The organism is Amycolatopsis sp. NPDC005232 (genome assembly GCF_040607795.1).
Taxonomy (GTDB): Bacteria; Actinomycetota; Actinomycetes; order Mycobacteriales; family Pseudonocardiaceae; genus Amycolatopsis.
In genome coordinates this window covers 706,649-721,589 of the sequence record NZ_JBEXHL010000002.1, presented here as the reverse complement: position 1 = coordinate 721,589, position 14,941 = coordinate 706,649, and the positions used below count along the sequence as shown (strand labels likewise).

Below are 14,941 nucleotides of genomic sequence, written 5' to 3'. Positions count from 1 at the left end.
TCCACTAGCGGATGGTGAGCTGGCGGCCGATGAGGCCGTCGCGAGCGCGGCGCTCGGTGGCGTTGAGCGGCTCGGCGTCGAGCGACTTCAGCGCCTCCTCGAGACGGGCGCCGAGCTGGTCCTTGGCTTCGGCCCATTCGCGCGCGTGCGCCTCGGGGTCGAGATCCCACACCGGGACGAGCAAACCGTGGGCGCGGAACGAACCCGCGTACCGCGTGCCCTCCCCGAGGCCCAAAGTGCCGGCCGCGGACAGGCGCGCAAGCGCTTGCAGCAGCAGGTTCTCCGGCTCGGGACGGACCCAGCGCAGGTGCGCCTTCTCGCCGGCGAGCACCCAGTACGCACCGGCGCCGAGGCGCTCGGTGGGCATGATGGCGGCGTTGGCGCGCTCGAGGGACACCGCGACGTCTCCGCTCGCGTCCGCGTCCTCGGGCAGCCACCAGCCGAAGTCGCTGTGGAGCGTGAGCTCCAGCTCGGCGGCCGGCGCGAGCAGGTCCTGCAGGCGGTTCTGCTCGTCCGGGTCGGTCGGCGTGGTCGTGTCCGGCACGGACAGGACGTCGCCCGGCTTCGCGTCGAGCACCCAGCGCAGCGACCGGCCGAGGTCGCGGCTGATGTCCGACGACCGCGTCTGCACCTGCAGCCCGAGGTAGCGCTGCCCGTCGGAGCGGACGAACGCCGCGGCCGCCATGGGCAGCACGGTGCCGAGGGTGACGTCGCCGCCTTCGGCGAGCGTGAGCTTCGCCGTGGCCGACGGCACGAACTCGCGCAACGCGATCAGCTCCGGCTCCGCGGCCAGACCTTCGAAGGGCTGCCCGACGAAAACGTCGCGCACCTTCGGTTTGCGGTCCGGCTTGGGACCCTTCTTCCGCGCGCCTTTACCCACTTCAGCCTCCTCAAAGCTCGAGACCAGACGCTATCGAAGCGGAGGCCGCCCGAAGCGTCCGGGTTACTAATCCGGCCAAAAGCAGGCCGGCCCCCGCGCGGCACGTATCCGTTGCTACGAAGCCATTCGGCCGTGACTGTGGTCGGATTGGTAACGATCGGCACAGTAGAGTCGGCTCGTGTTCGACGCTTCCGATCCCGCCTTCCTCGCCGACCCGTACCCCGCGTTCGCCGCGCTGCGCGCCGAGGGCGAGGTGCACCACCACGATGGGCTCGACCTGGCGATCACGGTCTCGCACGCCGCGTCGGCCGCCGTGCTGCGCCACCGCGGGCTGGGCCGGATCTGGACGGACGCGCAGCCGCTCGAGCGGTTCGCGTCGTTCAACCTGCTGCACCGCAACTCCTTGCTGGAGAACGAACCGCCGGCCCACACGCGGCTGCGGCGCGTGATCGCGGGCGAGTTCGGGCGCGGCCACGTGCAACGGCTGCAGCCGATGGTCGCGGCCCTCGCTTCGTCCATGGTGGACACACTGGCGGGCAAGATCGCGGCCGACGGCAGCGCTGACCTGCTGGAACACCTCGCGCAGCCGTTGCCGGTGGCCGTGATCGCGGAGCTGCTCGGCATCCCGGTGGAGGACGGGCCGCGTCTGGTGGCGTGGAGCAACGCCATCGTGAAGATGTACGAGTTCGGCCTGCCCGAAGCCGGCCGCGAGGCCGCCGAGCAGGCCGCGGCCGACTTCGTCTCGTACCTGCGCTCGGTGGTGAGCGGGACGCCGGGCGGGATCGTGGCCGACTTGGTGGCCAGCGAGCTCACGCCGGACGAGGTCGTGGCCACCGCCGTGCTGCTGCTGATGGCAGGGCACGAGGCGACGGTGAACGTGATCGGCAACGGCGTGCTGGCCCTGCTGACCTATCGGTCCGAATGGGAGCGACTTGGGTCGGACCCAAGTTTGCTCGACTCGGCTGTGGAAGAACTGATCCGGTTCGACGCGCCGCTGCAGCTGTTCGAGCGCACGGCGACGGAGGATGTGGAGATCGCCGGGTACCCGGTGGCGCGCGGCGCGAAGATCGGCGCGCTGCTGGGGGCGGCGGCGCGGGATCCTCGGGTGTTCGACTCGCCGGATGTGCTGGACATCGGACGCTCGCCGAACGCGCATCTCGGTTTCGGGATGGGGATCCACTACTGCGTGGGGGCCCCGTTGGCTCGGGTGGAGATCGCGGCGGCGTTGTCGGCGCTTTCCGCACGGCTGCCGGGGTTGCGGCTGGCGGCCGAGCCGGAGAGGCGGCCGGAGTTCGTGATCCGGGGGTTGAGGACGTTGCCGGTGACGGTTTGACCGGTTCTTGCTGACCACGCTGGGTTCTTGCTGGTCGATCGGGTCAGCGGAGGCCGGCGAAGAGGTCGTCTTCGTGGGTGTCCGGGGTGGCGCCGACGAGGTGGTACTCCTCCCAGGGCCAGGCGGCGCGTTCGACGTCGCGGGAGTGGTGGAAGAACGGGTGGGCCGGGTCGGCCTGGGTGGCGTGGGCTTTGAGGGCGCGGTCGCGGGTGTCAAAGTACTGCTCGCAGCGGATCCTCGTGGTGGCGCGAAGGCGGTCGGGCGGGAGCTCGTCGAGCACCGGGCCCATCTGTGACTCGAGGCCGGCGGCGAGTGTGGCGTCGTGCATGGCCTGGAACCACGCGCGGCTGAGAGTGGCCTGGTAGTAGAGCTTGCGCGGGGCGCCGCCCTCGGTCGCGGCGAAGGCGGCGCGGGTGACTTCGTGGGTCCGGATGTGGTCGGGGTGTGGATAACCGCCGGTCTCGTCGTAGGTGATCACGACCTGTGGACGGAATTCGCGGAGCAGGTCTGCAAGGGGCTTGGCGGCGTCCTCAATGGACAGTTTCGCGAAGCAGCCTTCGGGTAACGGCTGGTCGAGGCCGGAGTCGACGTGGCCCAGGAACCTTTGGCGCACACCGAGAATCTCCGCGGCGGCAGCCATCTCGCGTCTGCGGATGGCGGGGAGGTCCCTGTGGATGGCCGGGGTGTTCAGCGCCGGGTTGAGCACATCGCCGCGTTCGCCGCCGGTGCAGGTGGCCACGAGGACGTCGACGCTTTCCGCGGCGTAGCGGGCGAGGGTGGCGGCGCCCTTGCTGGATTCGTCGTCGGGATGGGCGTGGACGGCGAGCAGGCGCAGGGTCATCGGTGTCCCTTCGAAGTTGATTAGGTCGGACCTAAGATTAGGTCTCGCCGATTCGCTGGGTCAAGCACAAATATAGGTCGGACCTAGTATGCTGGCCGGGTGAGCCTCAGGGAACAGAAGAAGCTTGAGACCAGGCAGAACATCTCGCACGCGGCGACGCGGCTGTTCATCGCGCGAGGGTTCGAGGGGGTGACGATCGCCGAGGTCGCGGAGGCGGCGCGCGTCGCGAAGATGACCGTGACCAACCACTTCGGGCGCAAGGAGGACCTGGTCTTCGACATCCGCAACGACTTCGTCGACTGGCCGGCGAAGCTGGTGCAGCAGGCTCCGTCGAGCCCGCCGTTCGCGGCGGTGCGCGACGGGTACTTCGCAGCACTCGAAGAGCGGACTGCTCTGCTGGGGTTCGCGGGGATCGAGTTCGTCGGGATGGTGCGGGCCAGCGTGACGCTCATGGCCGCGCTCACGCAGATGCACCTCGACCGGGAGCAGCAGCTCGTCGCCACCCTGCTGGAACGCGAGGCCCCCGGCAGCGACATCCTCGCGCGCACGGCGGCGGCGCACCTGACTTCGGTGCTGAGGCTGCTCTTCGACGAGGTCTGGGACCTCACCTACGCCGGCGACGAGGATCTGGTCGCCAAGGTGCGTGAGGCGGCGACGAAGGCGTTCGGGCAGCTCGAACCGGCGCTCGGCTGAAGCTCACCGGGCAGCGTCGGCGGTCGGACAACAAGCGCAGCAGCAAACCCGCGCGGGGGCTGAGGCCCAGCGAGGCTCAGCGAGCAGCCCCGACCGGGCGGGCGTTGCGCAGCTCCGGTTCCGGGGCGCCGTCGACCTTGAGCACGCGCAGCGTGCGCAGGCGGCCGGGGGCGATGGGCATCAGGAGGTCGGAGAAGCGGCGGATGACGAGAGCCGTGGCGATCGCGAGGGCGGCGGCCGTGAGGTCGGTGAGGGCGACGAGGACGACGCTGTCCGCCATCGCCTGGACGCCCGGGCGCAGGCGCCAGATGATCGTGACCGCGAGGAGCACCCAGTTGGCCACCCAGGTGCCCCACCAGATGAGGACGAGGCGGGAGGGCTTGGGGCGTTCGTCGCGGGGGCGGCGGAGGACGGCGTGTTCCAGCTCGCTCACCACGGACAGCGCCATGGGCAGGTTCGCCACCGGCACGAGCACACCGACGAGCACCTGCCACACCGGACGCGCGGGCTCGACGCCGGCCTCGTCGGCGGCGGCGTGGCGGGCGACGAGCAGCCACCACACGGCCAGGCCCGCCGGGAGCAGCGAAAGGATCGTGGTGAGCAGGCCTGCGGTGACCACGAACGCGTCGGAGAACCCGACCACCGACGTGCTCAGCGCGGAGTCGCGGCTCTGCACCAGCAGGACGTAGCGCCAGATCTCCGACCCCGCCGCGGCGAGGGCGAGGAACACGAACGTCCACAGGATGGTGTTGAGGCTCTGCGCCAGGACCGGGATGCGGTCGATCGCGCGCACCGCGCCGGACGCCGTGCCGGGCACGGTCGTCGGGCGGCGCCAGACGAGGTTCGGGAAGCCCCAGCGCGGCGGGACCGGGTAGGACGGAGGGCCGGTGTACGGCGTGGTCGCCACGGCGCGCCGCCGGATCACCGAACCGGGTGGGGGCGAGGCGACCCACTTCAGGCGTGGACGTTGCCGCGGAGTGGAGGGGTACTCCGGCGCGGTTCGCTGCACCTGGCCCTGCGAGGCGGCGGTGAACGGTCGGGCGGCGGCAGCGAACGGCGGGTACTGCGCTTGGGCACCGCTTTGCTGCGCAGGTGCGGCGAATCCCGGCTGTTGACCGGCCCCGGCTGGATAGGCGCCGGGGTGTGGACCGGCCTTCGCCGGGTAGCCCACCTGCGAGTACCCGCCGGCATGGGCCGGGCCGGCCGAGGGCGAAGAAGCAGGACCAGCGCCACCTGGGGCGGAGTGAGGCACCCCGTTGTGCGAGGCGGCGTGCGGGTCCGAGCCGCCCGCGGCTGAATCAGGACCACTAGCCGGCGGCGCACCAAATCCCGGCACCCAGCCGTCGGGAGAAGACTCACCCTGCCAAGGCGGGTACTGGGGCCAGCCCGCGCCGCCCTGAGGACCCGCGGGGTGCGCGGATCCCGGGGGGACGGGGGGCTGGGCTGGGTGCATCCGTCAGATGACCTCGGGTTCGGCGCCCACGTTTTCGCTCACCATGGGGCGGCCCTCGCGGGCCCACGCGCCCATGCCGCCGGCGACGTTGACCGCGTCCCAGCCGCTGGCGTTGAGCCAGGCGGTGGCGCGGGCGGAGCGGCCGCCGCTGCGGCAGATGACGTAGACGGGCTGGTCGTCGGGGAGCTCGGCGAGCTCGTCGACCCGCGCGGGCAGCTGGCCGAGGGGGATGTGCACGGCGCCGGGCGCGTGGCCGGCGGCCCACTCGTCGTCCTCGCGGACGTCCAGCAGGGGCACGCCGTCCTTCGGCAGGTCACGGACCTCGGCGGTCGGCAGTTCAGCGGGGCTCACCACAGTGCCATGCTCCCATGTCCAGGCGTTGTACGCGTGTGAGGAACCAGACGCTAGCCCCCGTACTCGGCGCGCAGCTCTGCGGCCAGGGGATCCAGCTTGCGGTTCGCGAAGCGCACATACAACGCCGTGACGACGAACGTCGTCAAGAACTGCGCCAGGCCCAGCACCAAACCCACGGTGATGTTGCCCCACAGGCGCGCGCTCATGAACGCGTGCACGTAGTCGGCGAGGAGCACGTAGAGCAGGTACCAGGCCAGGAACGCCGCCGACATCGGGAACACGAACCGGCGCCGACGCCGGCGCAGCTGCTGGAACTCGGGTGTCGCCTGTACGTGCTCCCAGTCGACGTCCGCTTCGGTGCGTTCCACGGCGCCCCTTCCCGACAACGACCTGAAAACACCGACACGACCAACACGAAGATCTTCCGCCCCGGAAAGGCTGATGCGACCTCGTCGAATCGGGTGAATAGGCCGTGACGCCGCGTGACCTACTTACGGTGCCGGCCTCGCCCGGCGCGGGCCTTGTCCTCCGCCTGGCCGAACCGCGCGACGGCCCGGTCGTTCATGAGGCCGAGCGGGTCGGGGGCGTGCAGCCGCAGCATGATGTCGTTGACCAGCTCCGGGCGCCCGTAGCGGGTCAGGCGGCTGACCACGTACGTCGTGAGGAACGCCGCCGGCACCGAGATCAGACCCGGCTGGCTCGTGAACCACGGCGCTTCGAAACTCGCGTAGCCCGCCGCGATGTCGACGCCCAGCGCCGCCAGCACCAGCCCGCCGCCGACGAGCATGCCCGCCAGCGCGCCCGGCCAGCTGAGCTTGCGCCACCAGATGCCGAGCAGCAGCAGGGGGCTGAACGTCGAGGCCGCCAAAGCGAACGTCAGCCCGATCGACAGCGAGATGTCCTCCGTGCGCAGCAGGAACGCCAGGCCGAGCGGACACAGCGCGACGATGGCCGTGCCCACCTTGAAATCCTTGACGCGCCCCGGAAGCAGGTCCGTGGACACCACGCCGGCCACACTCACCAGCAGCCCCGACGAGCTCGACAGGAACGCCGCGAACGCGCCCGCCGCCACGATCGCCGCGAGGATCTGGCCCGCGATCCCCGGCACCATCGCCGTCGGCAACATCAGCACGGCCGCGTCGGTGTTGCCGGTGACGAGCAGCTGCGGCACGTACATTCGCGACAGCGCGCCCAGCATCGTCGGGAACAGGTAGAACAACCCGAGAAGTAACAGCACGTGGACGGTCGTGCGGCGTGCGGCCTTGCCGTCGGGGTTGGTGTAGAAGCGCACCAGCACGTGGGGCAGGCCCATGGTGCCGAGGAACAGCGCGAAGATCAGCGAGTACGTCTGCAGCAGGTCGGTGATCTTGCCGGACGCCGGGTGCAGCCACGCGTCGTTGGTCGCGGGCGCGTCGCTGATCACCGGCACCGGTGTGCCCGCGGCGAACTTGAGCGTGGTGCCCTTCTCGACCGTGTGCGGGATCAGCGGTGACCACCGCGCCACGCCGCGCGCGGGGCCGTCGTCGATGCGGCCGTCGGCGTAGAAGTAGGTCTCGGTGGTGACGTTCACCGTCACGTCGGTCTGCACTGAAACCGTGGTGTCCTGCGGGAACACGGGCGGGGCGGGCGAGCCGAGCGCGCGCACGCCGCCGGGGCCGCCGCCGGAGAAGAACACCATGCACAGCAAGAAAGTCGGCACGGAGATCGCGAACAGCTTGAGCCAGTACTGGAAGGCCTGGACCACCGTGATCGCGCGCATGCCGCCGGCGATCACGTTGATGCTGACCAGCACCGTGACCACGACCGCGCCCACCCACGCGGGCACGGGCAGGATCGACGCGAGCGTGAGCCCCGCGCCCTGCAGCTGCGGGACCATGTAAAGGATCCCGATGAACACCACGAAAGCCGTCGCGAAGCGGCGCAGCCCCAGCGAACCGAGGCGCATTTCCACGAAGTCCGGCAGCGTGTACGCGCCCGAGCGGCGCAGCGGCGCGGCGACGAACAGCATCAGCGCGAGGTAGCCGGCGGTGAAGCCGATCGGGTACCAGGTGGCGTCGGCGCCTTCCTTGAGCACGATGCCCGCGACGCCCAGGAACGACGCCGCCGACAGGTACTCACCCGAGATGGCCGCGGCGTTGCGGCGCGAGCGGACCGTTCGCCTGGCGACGAGGAAGTCGTGTGTGCTGGTTGCCGAACGCGAGGAGCGGTACCCGAGGTAGTACGTCGCGAGGGCGACCAGCACGATGCCGGTCAACGCCCACGGGTTCAGCTGCACGGCTGGAATCCTCGCACGAGCCCGCGGCCAGGTGATGCCCCGCCACCGGGGCTTTCCCGTCCGAGGCGGTCAGTTTTCGATCATGTCCACGAAGTCGCGCTCGTGGCGCTCGGCGAGCCGGTTGTACCAAAGGCCCACCGCGAACAGGAACGGGAACGGCAGCAGCCCGAGCACGAGCCACGGGATCGGGATGCCGATCACCGTGAACCGCGCGACGGCGGGCAGCAGGTAGAACAACACCGGCATCGCGCCGAGCACCAGCAGCACGAGCAACGCCAGCAGCACGGCAGTGCGCAGCTGCACCTTCACCAGGTCGCGGACCAGCAGCTTTCCCCAGCTGGTCTGCTCCTCCAGCTCGACGCGCGCGCGCATCCGGCCCGCCGACTGGCGCGGGTCGGCCAGCACCACGCGCTGCCGCTTCGGCTTCTCGTGCGCGGGCTCGGCCGGGCGCAGCGGCTCGGGCGCCGGCGGCACCGGCTCCACGACCGCGCTGTCCTCGGGCACGCGACCCAGCGTCGGGTCCGGTTCGCGGACGCCGTTGGCCAGGCGGTGGTACGGATCGTCGGGCACGGACACGGGCTCAGCCGCCGCGACCGGAGCCGACGAGCCGGTCCTTCAGCGCCCGCGTGTGCCGGCGGCTGACCGGCAGCACCTTCTCCTCGTTGCCGATCACGACCTGGTAGCCGCCCTGGCCCATGCGCAGCTCCGTGATCAACGGCAACGCGACCAGGAACGAGCGGTGGATGCGCACGAACCCGGCCTTCTCCCAGCGTTCCTCGAGCTGGGCCAGCGGGATGCGCACCAGGTGGCTGCCCTCGGTGGTGAACAGCCGGGCGTAGTCGCCTTGGGCCTCCACCCAGCGCACCGACGAGCGCGGGATGAGCTTGGTGGTGCCGGCGAGCTCGACGGGGATCACCTCGTCGTCGTTCTTCACCGGCTCGCCCGCGCGCTGCCCGGGCGGCGGCGAGGCGGCCGCGGCCAGCTTCTCGCGCACGCGCGAGACGGACCGGTCGAGGCGATCCTGCTGAAACGGCTTGAGCACGTAGTCGACGGCGCCGAGGTCGAACGCGTTCACGGCTTCCTCGGCGTGGCCCGTGACGAACACCAGGATCGGCGACGGGTTCATCGCCGCGATCACGCGCGACATCTCCATGCCGGACAGGCCGGGCATGTCGATGTCGGCGAACACGGCGTCGACCGTCGGCAGGCCCTGCGCGCGCCGGGCGATGAGCTCGGGGTCGTCGTGGGAGAACAACCGCAGCGCGTCGGAAGCGTCCGACGCCTTGAAGACGCGGTGGATGTGCGGGTTGTTCTTCAGGCCGTGGGTCAGTTCGTCAAGCCCGTTGAGCTCGTCGTCCACCGCCAAGACGATGAGCTTCCGGGTGTCTTCATGAGCACTCACAGTGAGACGCATCCTGCCCATTGCCGAGTGCAATGTCCAGCCCCGTCCGGCTCATCCGCCCGTCGGGGAAACCCGACGCCCCCTTTGCCCCATTCCTGGTCACGGGCGCGGCACGGTGCCGTACGACGGTGCGGCCAACCGGGCGAGTGCCGGACGCGCACGGGTGTCCGGAGATCACAAACCGAAGCGGGACCACGCGGCTTTGGTGGTCACCGCGTCGAGCACGGCGCTCGCCGCCGCGGGCGCGCCGATGCCGAGCCGGGCCAGCAGCGGCTTCTTCGGCTCCGCCACCGAGATCTCGGCGTCCGGGTACCGCTCGGTGACGATCTGGCGCAGCGAGCCGAGTCCGTCGATCAGGCCGAGGTCGAGCGCCTTCTGCCCGAGCCAGACGTCGCCGGTGAACAGGTCCTCGGTGTCGGCGAGCCGGCTGCCGCGGCGCTCCTTGACCCAGTCGACGAACAGCTCGTGGAGCTGGCTGTGCATCTTCTTCAGCCACTCGACGTCCTCGGGCTTCTCCGGGCTGAACGGGTCGAGGCGCGACTTGTTCGCGCCCGCCGTGTGCAGCCTGCGCTCGATGCCGAAGCGCTCCAGCAGGCCCGTGAACCCGAAGCCGCCGCTGATCACGCCGATGGAGCCGACCATCGACGTGCGGTGGGCGAAGATCTCGTCGGCCGCGCACGCGAGCCAGTAGCCGCCGGACGCCGCGACGTCCTCGGCGAAGGCGAGTACGGGCACCTTCTTCTCGTCGGCCAGCTGGCGGATGCGCTCCGCGACCAGGCTCGACTGCGTCGGCGCGCCACCCGGCGAGTTGATCAGCAGCGCCACCGCCTTGAGCCGGTCGTGGCCGAACGCCCTGGTCAGCGCCGACTCGACGGTCGCAAGGTTGATCGAGCCGCGCGCCAGCGGCGAAGGCGAAGGCGTGATCACGCCGTGCAGCTTCACCACCGCGACCACGTCCTTGCGCTCGACGCGGTCGCCGAGCACGGGCAGGCGGGACGTCAGCTTCTCGGTAACGCTCATGCCGCCAGGCTAGCCATGTCAGAGGGCGGGCAGCATGCCCGAACGCGATCCGTTCACACCGTTGTGCTCGACCTCGGTGTCCTCGGGGCCGCCCTGCGACGGCACGTCGGCCGAGTAGTCGGGCATGTTCGGGCGGACGCCGAGCTTGAACTTCGGCACGCGCAGCGTCACCTTCATGCCGGCACCGGGCGCGGTGTCGACGGTGAGCGCATAGTCCTCGCCGAACACCTGGCGCATCCGCTGGTTGATGTTGCCGAGGCCGACGTGGGCGCCGGTGCGGTGCGCGTTCTTCAGGTCGGTGAGGGCGCGCGGGTCCATGCCGATGCCGTCGTCCTCGACGCTGATCAGGGCCTCGGTGCCGTAGTCCTGCGCGATCACCGTGACGCAGCCGCCGCTGGGCTTGCTCGCCAGGCCGTGTTTCACCGCGTTTTCCACCAGCGGCTGGATGATCAGGAACGGCACGACCACGCTCAGCACCTCGGGCGCGATCTTCATCCGCACCTCGAGCCGGCCGCCGAAGCGGGCGTTCTCGATCGTGAGGTAGCGGTCGATGTTGCGCAGCTCCTCGGCGAGCGTGGTGTACATGCCGGAGGTGCGGAACGAGTAGCGCGTGAAGTCGGCGAAGTCCTGAAGCAGTTCGCGCGCCTCTTCGGGGTCCGTGCGGATGAGCGCGGAGATCGTGTTCAGCGCGTTGTAGACGAAGTGCGGCGAGATCTGCGCGCGCAGGGCCTTGATCTCGGCCTGGTTCAGCTGGTTGCGCGACTCCTCGAGGCGCGCCAGCTCGAACTGCGTGCACACGAACTGCGCCACGGCCTCGGCCATCTGCACGAGCTTGCCGCGCGTGCGCCCGACGACGATCAGCGTGGCCTCCGCCGTGCCCTCGACCAGGATCGGCACGATGGCGGCGGTTTTCATCTTGCAGGTACCGCGGTGGTTGCATGGCATGCGGTTGTGGTCGGCCACGGCGCGACGGTGCTTGCGCAGCGCGGTGCCGATGTCGTCGACGAGGTCGAGGTAGTGGTCCGTGGCCTCGCCGGCCCAGGACAGGAGCGTGCCCTCACTGTCGGTGATCCCCACGGCGAGGCAGTCGAGCACTTCGAGCAGCTCGGCCGTCATCCGGTTGGCGGCCTCCTCGTCGAGACCGGCGCGCAGGTTCGGCGTGGCCTTCGACATCCGGTGCACGGCCTGCAGCACGGCGTCCTGGATCACGCCTTTGGGCCGGCGCACCTTGAAGAGCAGCACGAGAACGATGACCGCGAGCACACCGGCCAGCGTCCACGGGACGACCTGCGCGAGGGGGAAGGCGGACACGACGTCCATGCTCTGCGCTCGACCGACCGGGTGCAAGGCTTGCTCCCCACTTTCTGTCCAGTTGTGACGACCGAGGGTGGTTGAACCCTACCGAGCGGCGTGCCAGGGCCACATGGTCACTCCCTGCGACGGCCGACGGAGTGGTTTTTCCCCGTTCGGCCCAGCGCTCTCACGGCGCGAACGGACCCGTCGTGCGGAGGTTCGCGGAGCCCGGGCCCGGCGTTACTTGAGCAGCCGCGACATCCGGCGGTCGGCCAGGGGTTTGCCGCCCGTCTGGCAGGTGGGGCAGTACTGGAAGGACTTGTCGGCGAACGAGATCTCGCGGATGGTGTCGCCGCAGACCGGGCAGGGCAGGCCGGTGCGGGCGTGCACGCGCAGGCCCGAGCGCTTCTCGCCCTTGAGCATCGCGGCTTTCTGGCCGACGGAGCGCTGCACGGCGTCGGACTCGATGTCGTGGATGGCGGCGGCCAGCGTCTCCAGCGCGCCCTCGTCGAGCTTGCCGACGGTGGCGTACGGGGAGAGCTTGGCCTTGTGCATGATCTCGTCGGAGTAGGCGTTGCCGATGCCGGCGATGAGCGACTGGTCGGTGAGCGCCCACTTGAGCCGCGTGCCCTTGCCGGCGAAGAGCTCACGCAGCTGCGACGCGTCGAGCGACAGCGCGTCGGGGCCGAGGCGCGCGACGCTGGGGATCTCGCTCGGGTCGTGGACGATCCAGACGGCGAGGCCCTTCTTCGTACCGGCCTCGGTGAGGTCGAAGCCCGGACCGGCCGCGGCGTTGAGGTGCACGCGCAGCGAGATCGGGCCCTTGCCCGGCTTCAACGGCGTGGGCGAAAGCTGGTCGGACCAGCGCAGCCAGCCGGCGCGCGCGAGGTGGACGACGAGGTGCAGGTCGCCGAGGACCACGTCGAGGTGCTTGCCGTGGCGGGTGGCGCCGGTGATTTCGCGCCCGTGCAGCTCGGTGTAGGGCGGCACGGCCGTCTTCAGGACGCTGAGCGAGGCGACGTCGAGCCGGAACACCGTGGCGCCCACGGCGTGTTCGCGCAGGTGGTGGGCGAGTGCTTCGACCTCGGGCAGCTCGGGCATGGCACCAGTCTTGCTCGCGTTGCCCGAATCGGCCAGGTGCCGTTATTCGACAGCCCTATTCGGCAGCCTTATTCGACAGGGTGCAGGGGTCCGTCGAAATCAGGCAGCGAGTGCTTCTGGATCGTCTTCGTGATCCGCTTGACCTCGCCCGACACCGTGAACATGCCCCGGATCGTGCCGACCCAGCGCTCCGAGGGCCGGTCGCCCGCCACGTCGCCCTCGGTCTCGGCGACGACCGTCCACGGCCGGCGCAGGATCCAGCGCAACGGGAAGAACAGCAGCACCAGCAGGATCGCGAGGAACACCCACGCCGGCACGCGCACCTGGTCCGGCGTCCAGATCACCAGCACCACAGCCAAGAAAGCGGTGACCAAGAGCATGGCGATGCCCGGCGTGTAGCTGCCGGCCACGTCGTGTTCGAAATCGTCCGCGGTGGCGGGTGCACGCCACTCCATCTGGGCTCGGACCACCCAGTCGCGGCCGTCTTCACCGCGTACCAGCCGGTTCATCCTGTTGCCTCCCGGGCGACGCTCGAGTCGGTCAACGTTACCGTGACGGCGCCCGTCAGCGCGAGGTGATCACGGAGCGTGGCGCGAGGTTTGCCCGGTTTCCGCTGCTCAGGGAGCCGACGGTGAATCGGAATCGGCCGAACCGGTGACATCCGACGGGGTCACGTCTCCCGAGTCTTGGGAAGTCGGATCCGTTTCGGACCGGGTCTCGGACTGCGTGGACTTGGTCGGAGCGGACTTCGAGGACGATTCGGGCTTCTCCGGGACGGTGTCGCCCGGCGCCGGCGTGGTCGTGACCGTCGGCGGGAGGTAGGTCTCGGGCGGGGGCACGTACGTGACCGTCGGCGGCGGCACGAACGATGGCGGGTACGAGGTCCTCGTGGTGCTGAAAGGGCCGTCGATCGTCGGGTCGTCGCACGGGGCGCCCGACGTCAGGTCCGGGTCGGTGTCGGCGCGCGAGTCCGTGGAAGCGGTGGTGTCCGTGGAGTTCTGGCTCGACATCGGGGAATGCGACTGGCTGCCGACGGGGAGGTCGACGCGGGCCGAACCGTCGGACGACTGCCCGGCGCCAGGCCCGGCCGGGAGCTTGGGCATGTCGTTGGTGCCCAGGTGCGAACCGACGGTGTGGGCCGACGGTTGCTGCGGGCGCGCGGCACCGTGCAACTGGCCGGTCGCCACGCGCGGCCCGTGCTGCACCTGCGGAGGCGGCTGCTGAGCCGGCGGCGCGGGCGGCTGCAACGCCAGCTCCGGCGCGCCACCCTGGAGGCCGACGTCCTGCACCGGGTGAGAACCGAACACGAGCGGACCGGTCGTGAACCCCGCGACGCCCGCGGCGGCCGTCGACGCGAGCGCGAGACCCACCTTCACCTTCGAGCCGAACAGCACGCTCTTCAAAGTGGTGACGACCCCCGACACACCGGCTGCCTTGCCGATGCCCACCAGCGCGGGCACCGCGACCACGATCACCTCGGCGTGCGCGCGCAGCGACGAACAGACGTCGCGCAGCTCGTCCTGCGTCGCGCGGCAGGACGCGCACCCCAGCAGGTGCGCCTTGATCCGCTCCGCCTCGGCGCCCGTGACGCTGCCCGCCGTGAAGCCGCCCATCTTCTCGACGACCGAACGACACGTCCCCGGCCCGCGGTTCACCGAAAGGTGCGCCTGCAGGTACGCCGCCCGCAGCCCTTGGCGCGCGCGACGGGCGAGCGCCGCCGTCGCGTTGGCCGAAAGCCCGAAGTGCGGCGCGACCATGGCGGGCTGCTCGCCCTCGACCTCGGTCTGCCACAACACTGTGCGCCAACGCTCGGGCAGACTCGTGAACGCCCTGGTGATCAGCGTGTGCTCGGCAGTGCGCGCGTTGGTGTCGGCGCCCGCGCCGGCGCGGAACGTCAGCTCGTCGTCGGTCACCGGCACGTCGCGGCGCGCCCCGTGCCACTCCCACGACACCCGGCGGGCGACAGTCAGGAGATACGCGCGGACATAGTCACGCGGGCCCGCGCCGCGCCGCAGCGCCTGCAGAACCCGGAAGAACGTCTCGGCCGTGATGTCCTCGGCCTCGGAACTGTCGGACGCGAGGCTCTGCGCCAATCTCCGCACGGCCGCCGCGTGGAGCTCGAACAGCTCCCCGAACGCGGCATCTTCCCCATTGCGGAGCCGCTGAAGAAGTGCCTTCTCGTCGGATTCCGAGGCCGCTGGTGGCGGCGCCGTGCCCAGCTCGGTCATCCGGCAAGGCACCTCCTCCCCCGAAGGACTCACCACTCGGTCGAATGGGGACACCATACGGAGCGAAA

General features: G+C 70.5%; 15 protein-coding genes. 2 read left to right on the top strand and 13 right to left on the bottom strand.

What is annotated here, in order from left to right; genetic code table 11:
• Window positions 1–4 precede the first annotated feature (4 nt).
• Window positions 5–880 carry a DUF5926 family protein gene (locus ABZU76_RS07205; RefSeq protein ID WP_354865906.1) on the bottom strand — a complete coding sequence of 292 codons (876 nt, stop codon included), beginning with the start codon at window positions 878–880 and terminating at the stop codon, window positions 5–7.
• Between the two features lie 178 nt (window positions 881–1,058).
• On the opposite strand from ABZU76_RS07205, the gene ABZU76_RS07200 reads away from it, so the two are divergent.
• A complete protein-coding gene (locus ABZU76_RS07200) occupies window positions 1,059–2,213 on the top strand; it encodes a cytochrome P450 (protein ID WP_354865905.1) in 1,155 nt (384 codons plus the stop codon).
• 43 nt (window positions 2,214–2,256) lie between these two features.
• Here the strand turns inward: ABZU76_RS07200 and mca are convergent, their stop codons facing one another.
• Window positions 2,257–3,054 (bottom strand): mycothiol conjugate amidase Mca, encoded by a 798-nt coding sequence (gene mca / locus ABZU76_RS07195; RefSeq protein WP_354865903.1) that lies wholly within the window; start codon window positions 3,052–3,054, stop codon window positions 2,257–2,259.
• Window positions 3,055–3,153: 99 nt separating this feature from the next.
• Between mca and ABZU76_RS07190 the strand changes: the two genes are divergently transcribed.
• Window positions 3,154–3,747, top strand: a complete 594-nt coding sequence (locus ABZU76_RS07190) for a TetR/AcrR family transcriptional regulator (protein WP_354865901.1) — start codon at window positions 3,154–3,156, stop codon at window positions 3,745–3,747.
• A 76-nt stretch (window positions 3,748–3,823) separates the two neighbouring features.
• On the opposite strand, the gene ABZU76_RS07185 is transcribed toward ABZU76_RS07190, so the two are convergent.
• The 11 genes from ABZU76_RS07185 to ABZU76_RS07135 all read right to left on the bottom strand — a co-directional run bounded on the left by ABZU76_RS07185 (window position 3,824) and on the right by ABZU76_RS07135 (window position 14,873).
• On the bottom strand, window positions 3,824–4,756 hold the full coding sequence (locus ABZU76_RS07185) for a DUF4328 domain-containing protein (protein WP_354865899.1): 933 nt from the start codon (window positions 4,754–4,756) through the stop codon (window positions 3,824–3,826).
• Window positions 4,757–5,203: 447 nt separating this feature from the next.
• Window positions 5,204–5,554 (bottom strand): rhodanese-like domain-containing protein, encoded by a 351-nt coding sequence (locus ABZU76_RS07180; protein WP_354865897.1) that lies wholly within the window; start codon window positions 5,552–5,554, stop codon window positions 5,204–5,206.
• 50 nt (window positions 5,555–5,604) lie between these two features.
• A complete protein-coding gene (locus ABZU76_RS07175; RefSeq protein ID WP_354865895.1) occupies window positions 5,605–5,922 on the bottom strand; it encodes a DUF485 domain-containing protein in 318 nt (105 codons plus the stop codon).
• Between the two features lie 119 nt (window positions 5,923–6,041).
• Complete coding sequence (locus ABZU76_RS07170; protein WP_354865893.1) at window positions 6,042–7,829, bottom strand: cation acetate symporter; 1,788 nt, start codon at window positions 7,827–7,829, stop codon at window positions 6,042–6,044.
• 69 nt (window positions 7,830–7,898) lie between these two features.
• Window positions 7,899–8,399 (bottom strand): hypothetical protein, encoded by a 501-nt coding sequence (locus ABZU76_RS07165; protein WP_220245537.1) that lies wholly within the window; start codon window positions 8,397–8,399, stop codon window positions 7,899–7,901.
• Window positions 8,400–8,409: 10 nt separating this feature from the next.
• On the bottom strand, window positions 8,410–9,243 hold the full coding sequence (locus ABZU76_RS07160; RefSeq protein ID WP_354865891.1) for a LytTR family DNA-binding domain-containing protein: 834 nt from the start codon (window positions 9,241–9,243) through the stop codon (window positions 8,410–8,412).
• Window positions 9,244–9,405: 162 nt separating this feature from the next.
• Window positions 9,406–10,251 carry a S49 family peptidase gene (locus ABZU76_RS07155; protein WP_354865889.1) on the bottom strand — a complete coding sequence of 282 codons (846 nt, stop codon included), beginning with the start codon at window positions 10,249–10,251 and terminating at the stop codon, window positions 9,406–9,408.
• Between the two features lie 18 nt (window positions 10,252–10,269).
• Window positions 10,270–11,571 carry a histidine kinase gene (locus ABZU76_RS07150; RefSeq protein WP_354865887.1) on the bottom strand — a complete coding sequence of 434 codons (1,302 nt, stop codon included), beginning with the start codon at window positions 11,569–11,571 and terminating at the stop codon, window positions 10,270–10,272.
• Between the two features lie 213 nt (window positions 11,572–11,784).
• Window positions 11,785–12,645: a DNA-formamidopyrimidine glycosylase family protein gene (locus ABZU76_RS07145; protein WP_220245533.1), complete on the bottom strand. Its 861-nt coding sequence runs from the start codon at window positions 12,643–12,645 to the stop codon at window positions 11,785–11,787.
• Window positions 12,646–12,713: 68 nt separating this feature from the next.
• Window positions 12,714–13,154 (bottom strand): DUF983 domain-containing protein, encoded by a 441-nt coding sequence (locus ABZU76_RS07140; protein ID WP_220245532.1) that lies wholly within the window; start codon window positions 13,152–13,154, stop codon window positions 12,714–12,716.
• Window positions 13,155–13,262: 108 nt separating this feature from the next.
• Window positions 13,263–14,873, bottom strand: coding sequence for a sigma-70 family RNA polymerase sigma factor (locus ABZU76_RS07135; RefSeq protein WP_354865885.1), 1,611 nt, complete (start codon window positions 14,871–14,873; stop codon window positions 13,263–13,265).
• Window positions 14,874–14,941 lie beyond the last annotated feature (68 nt).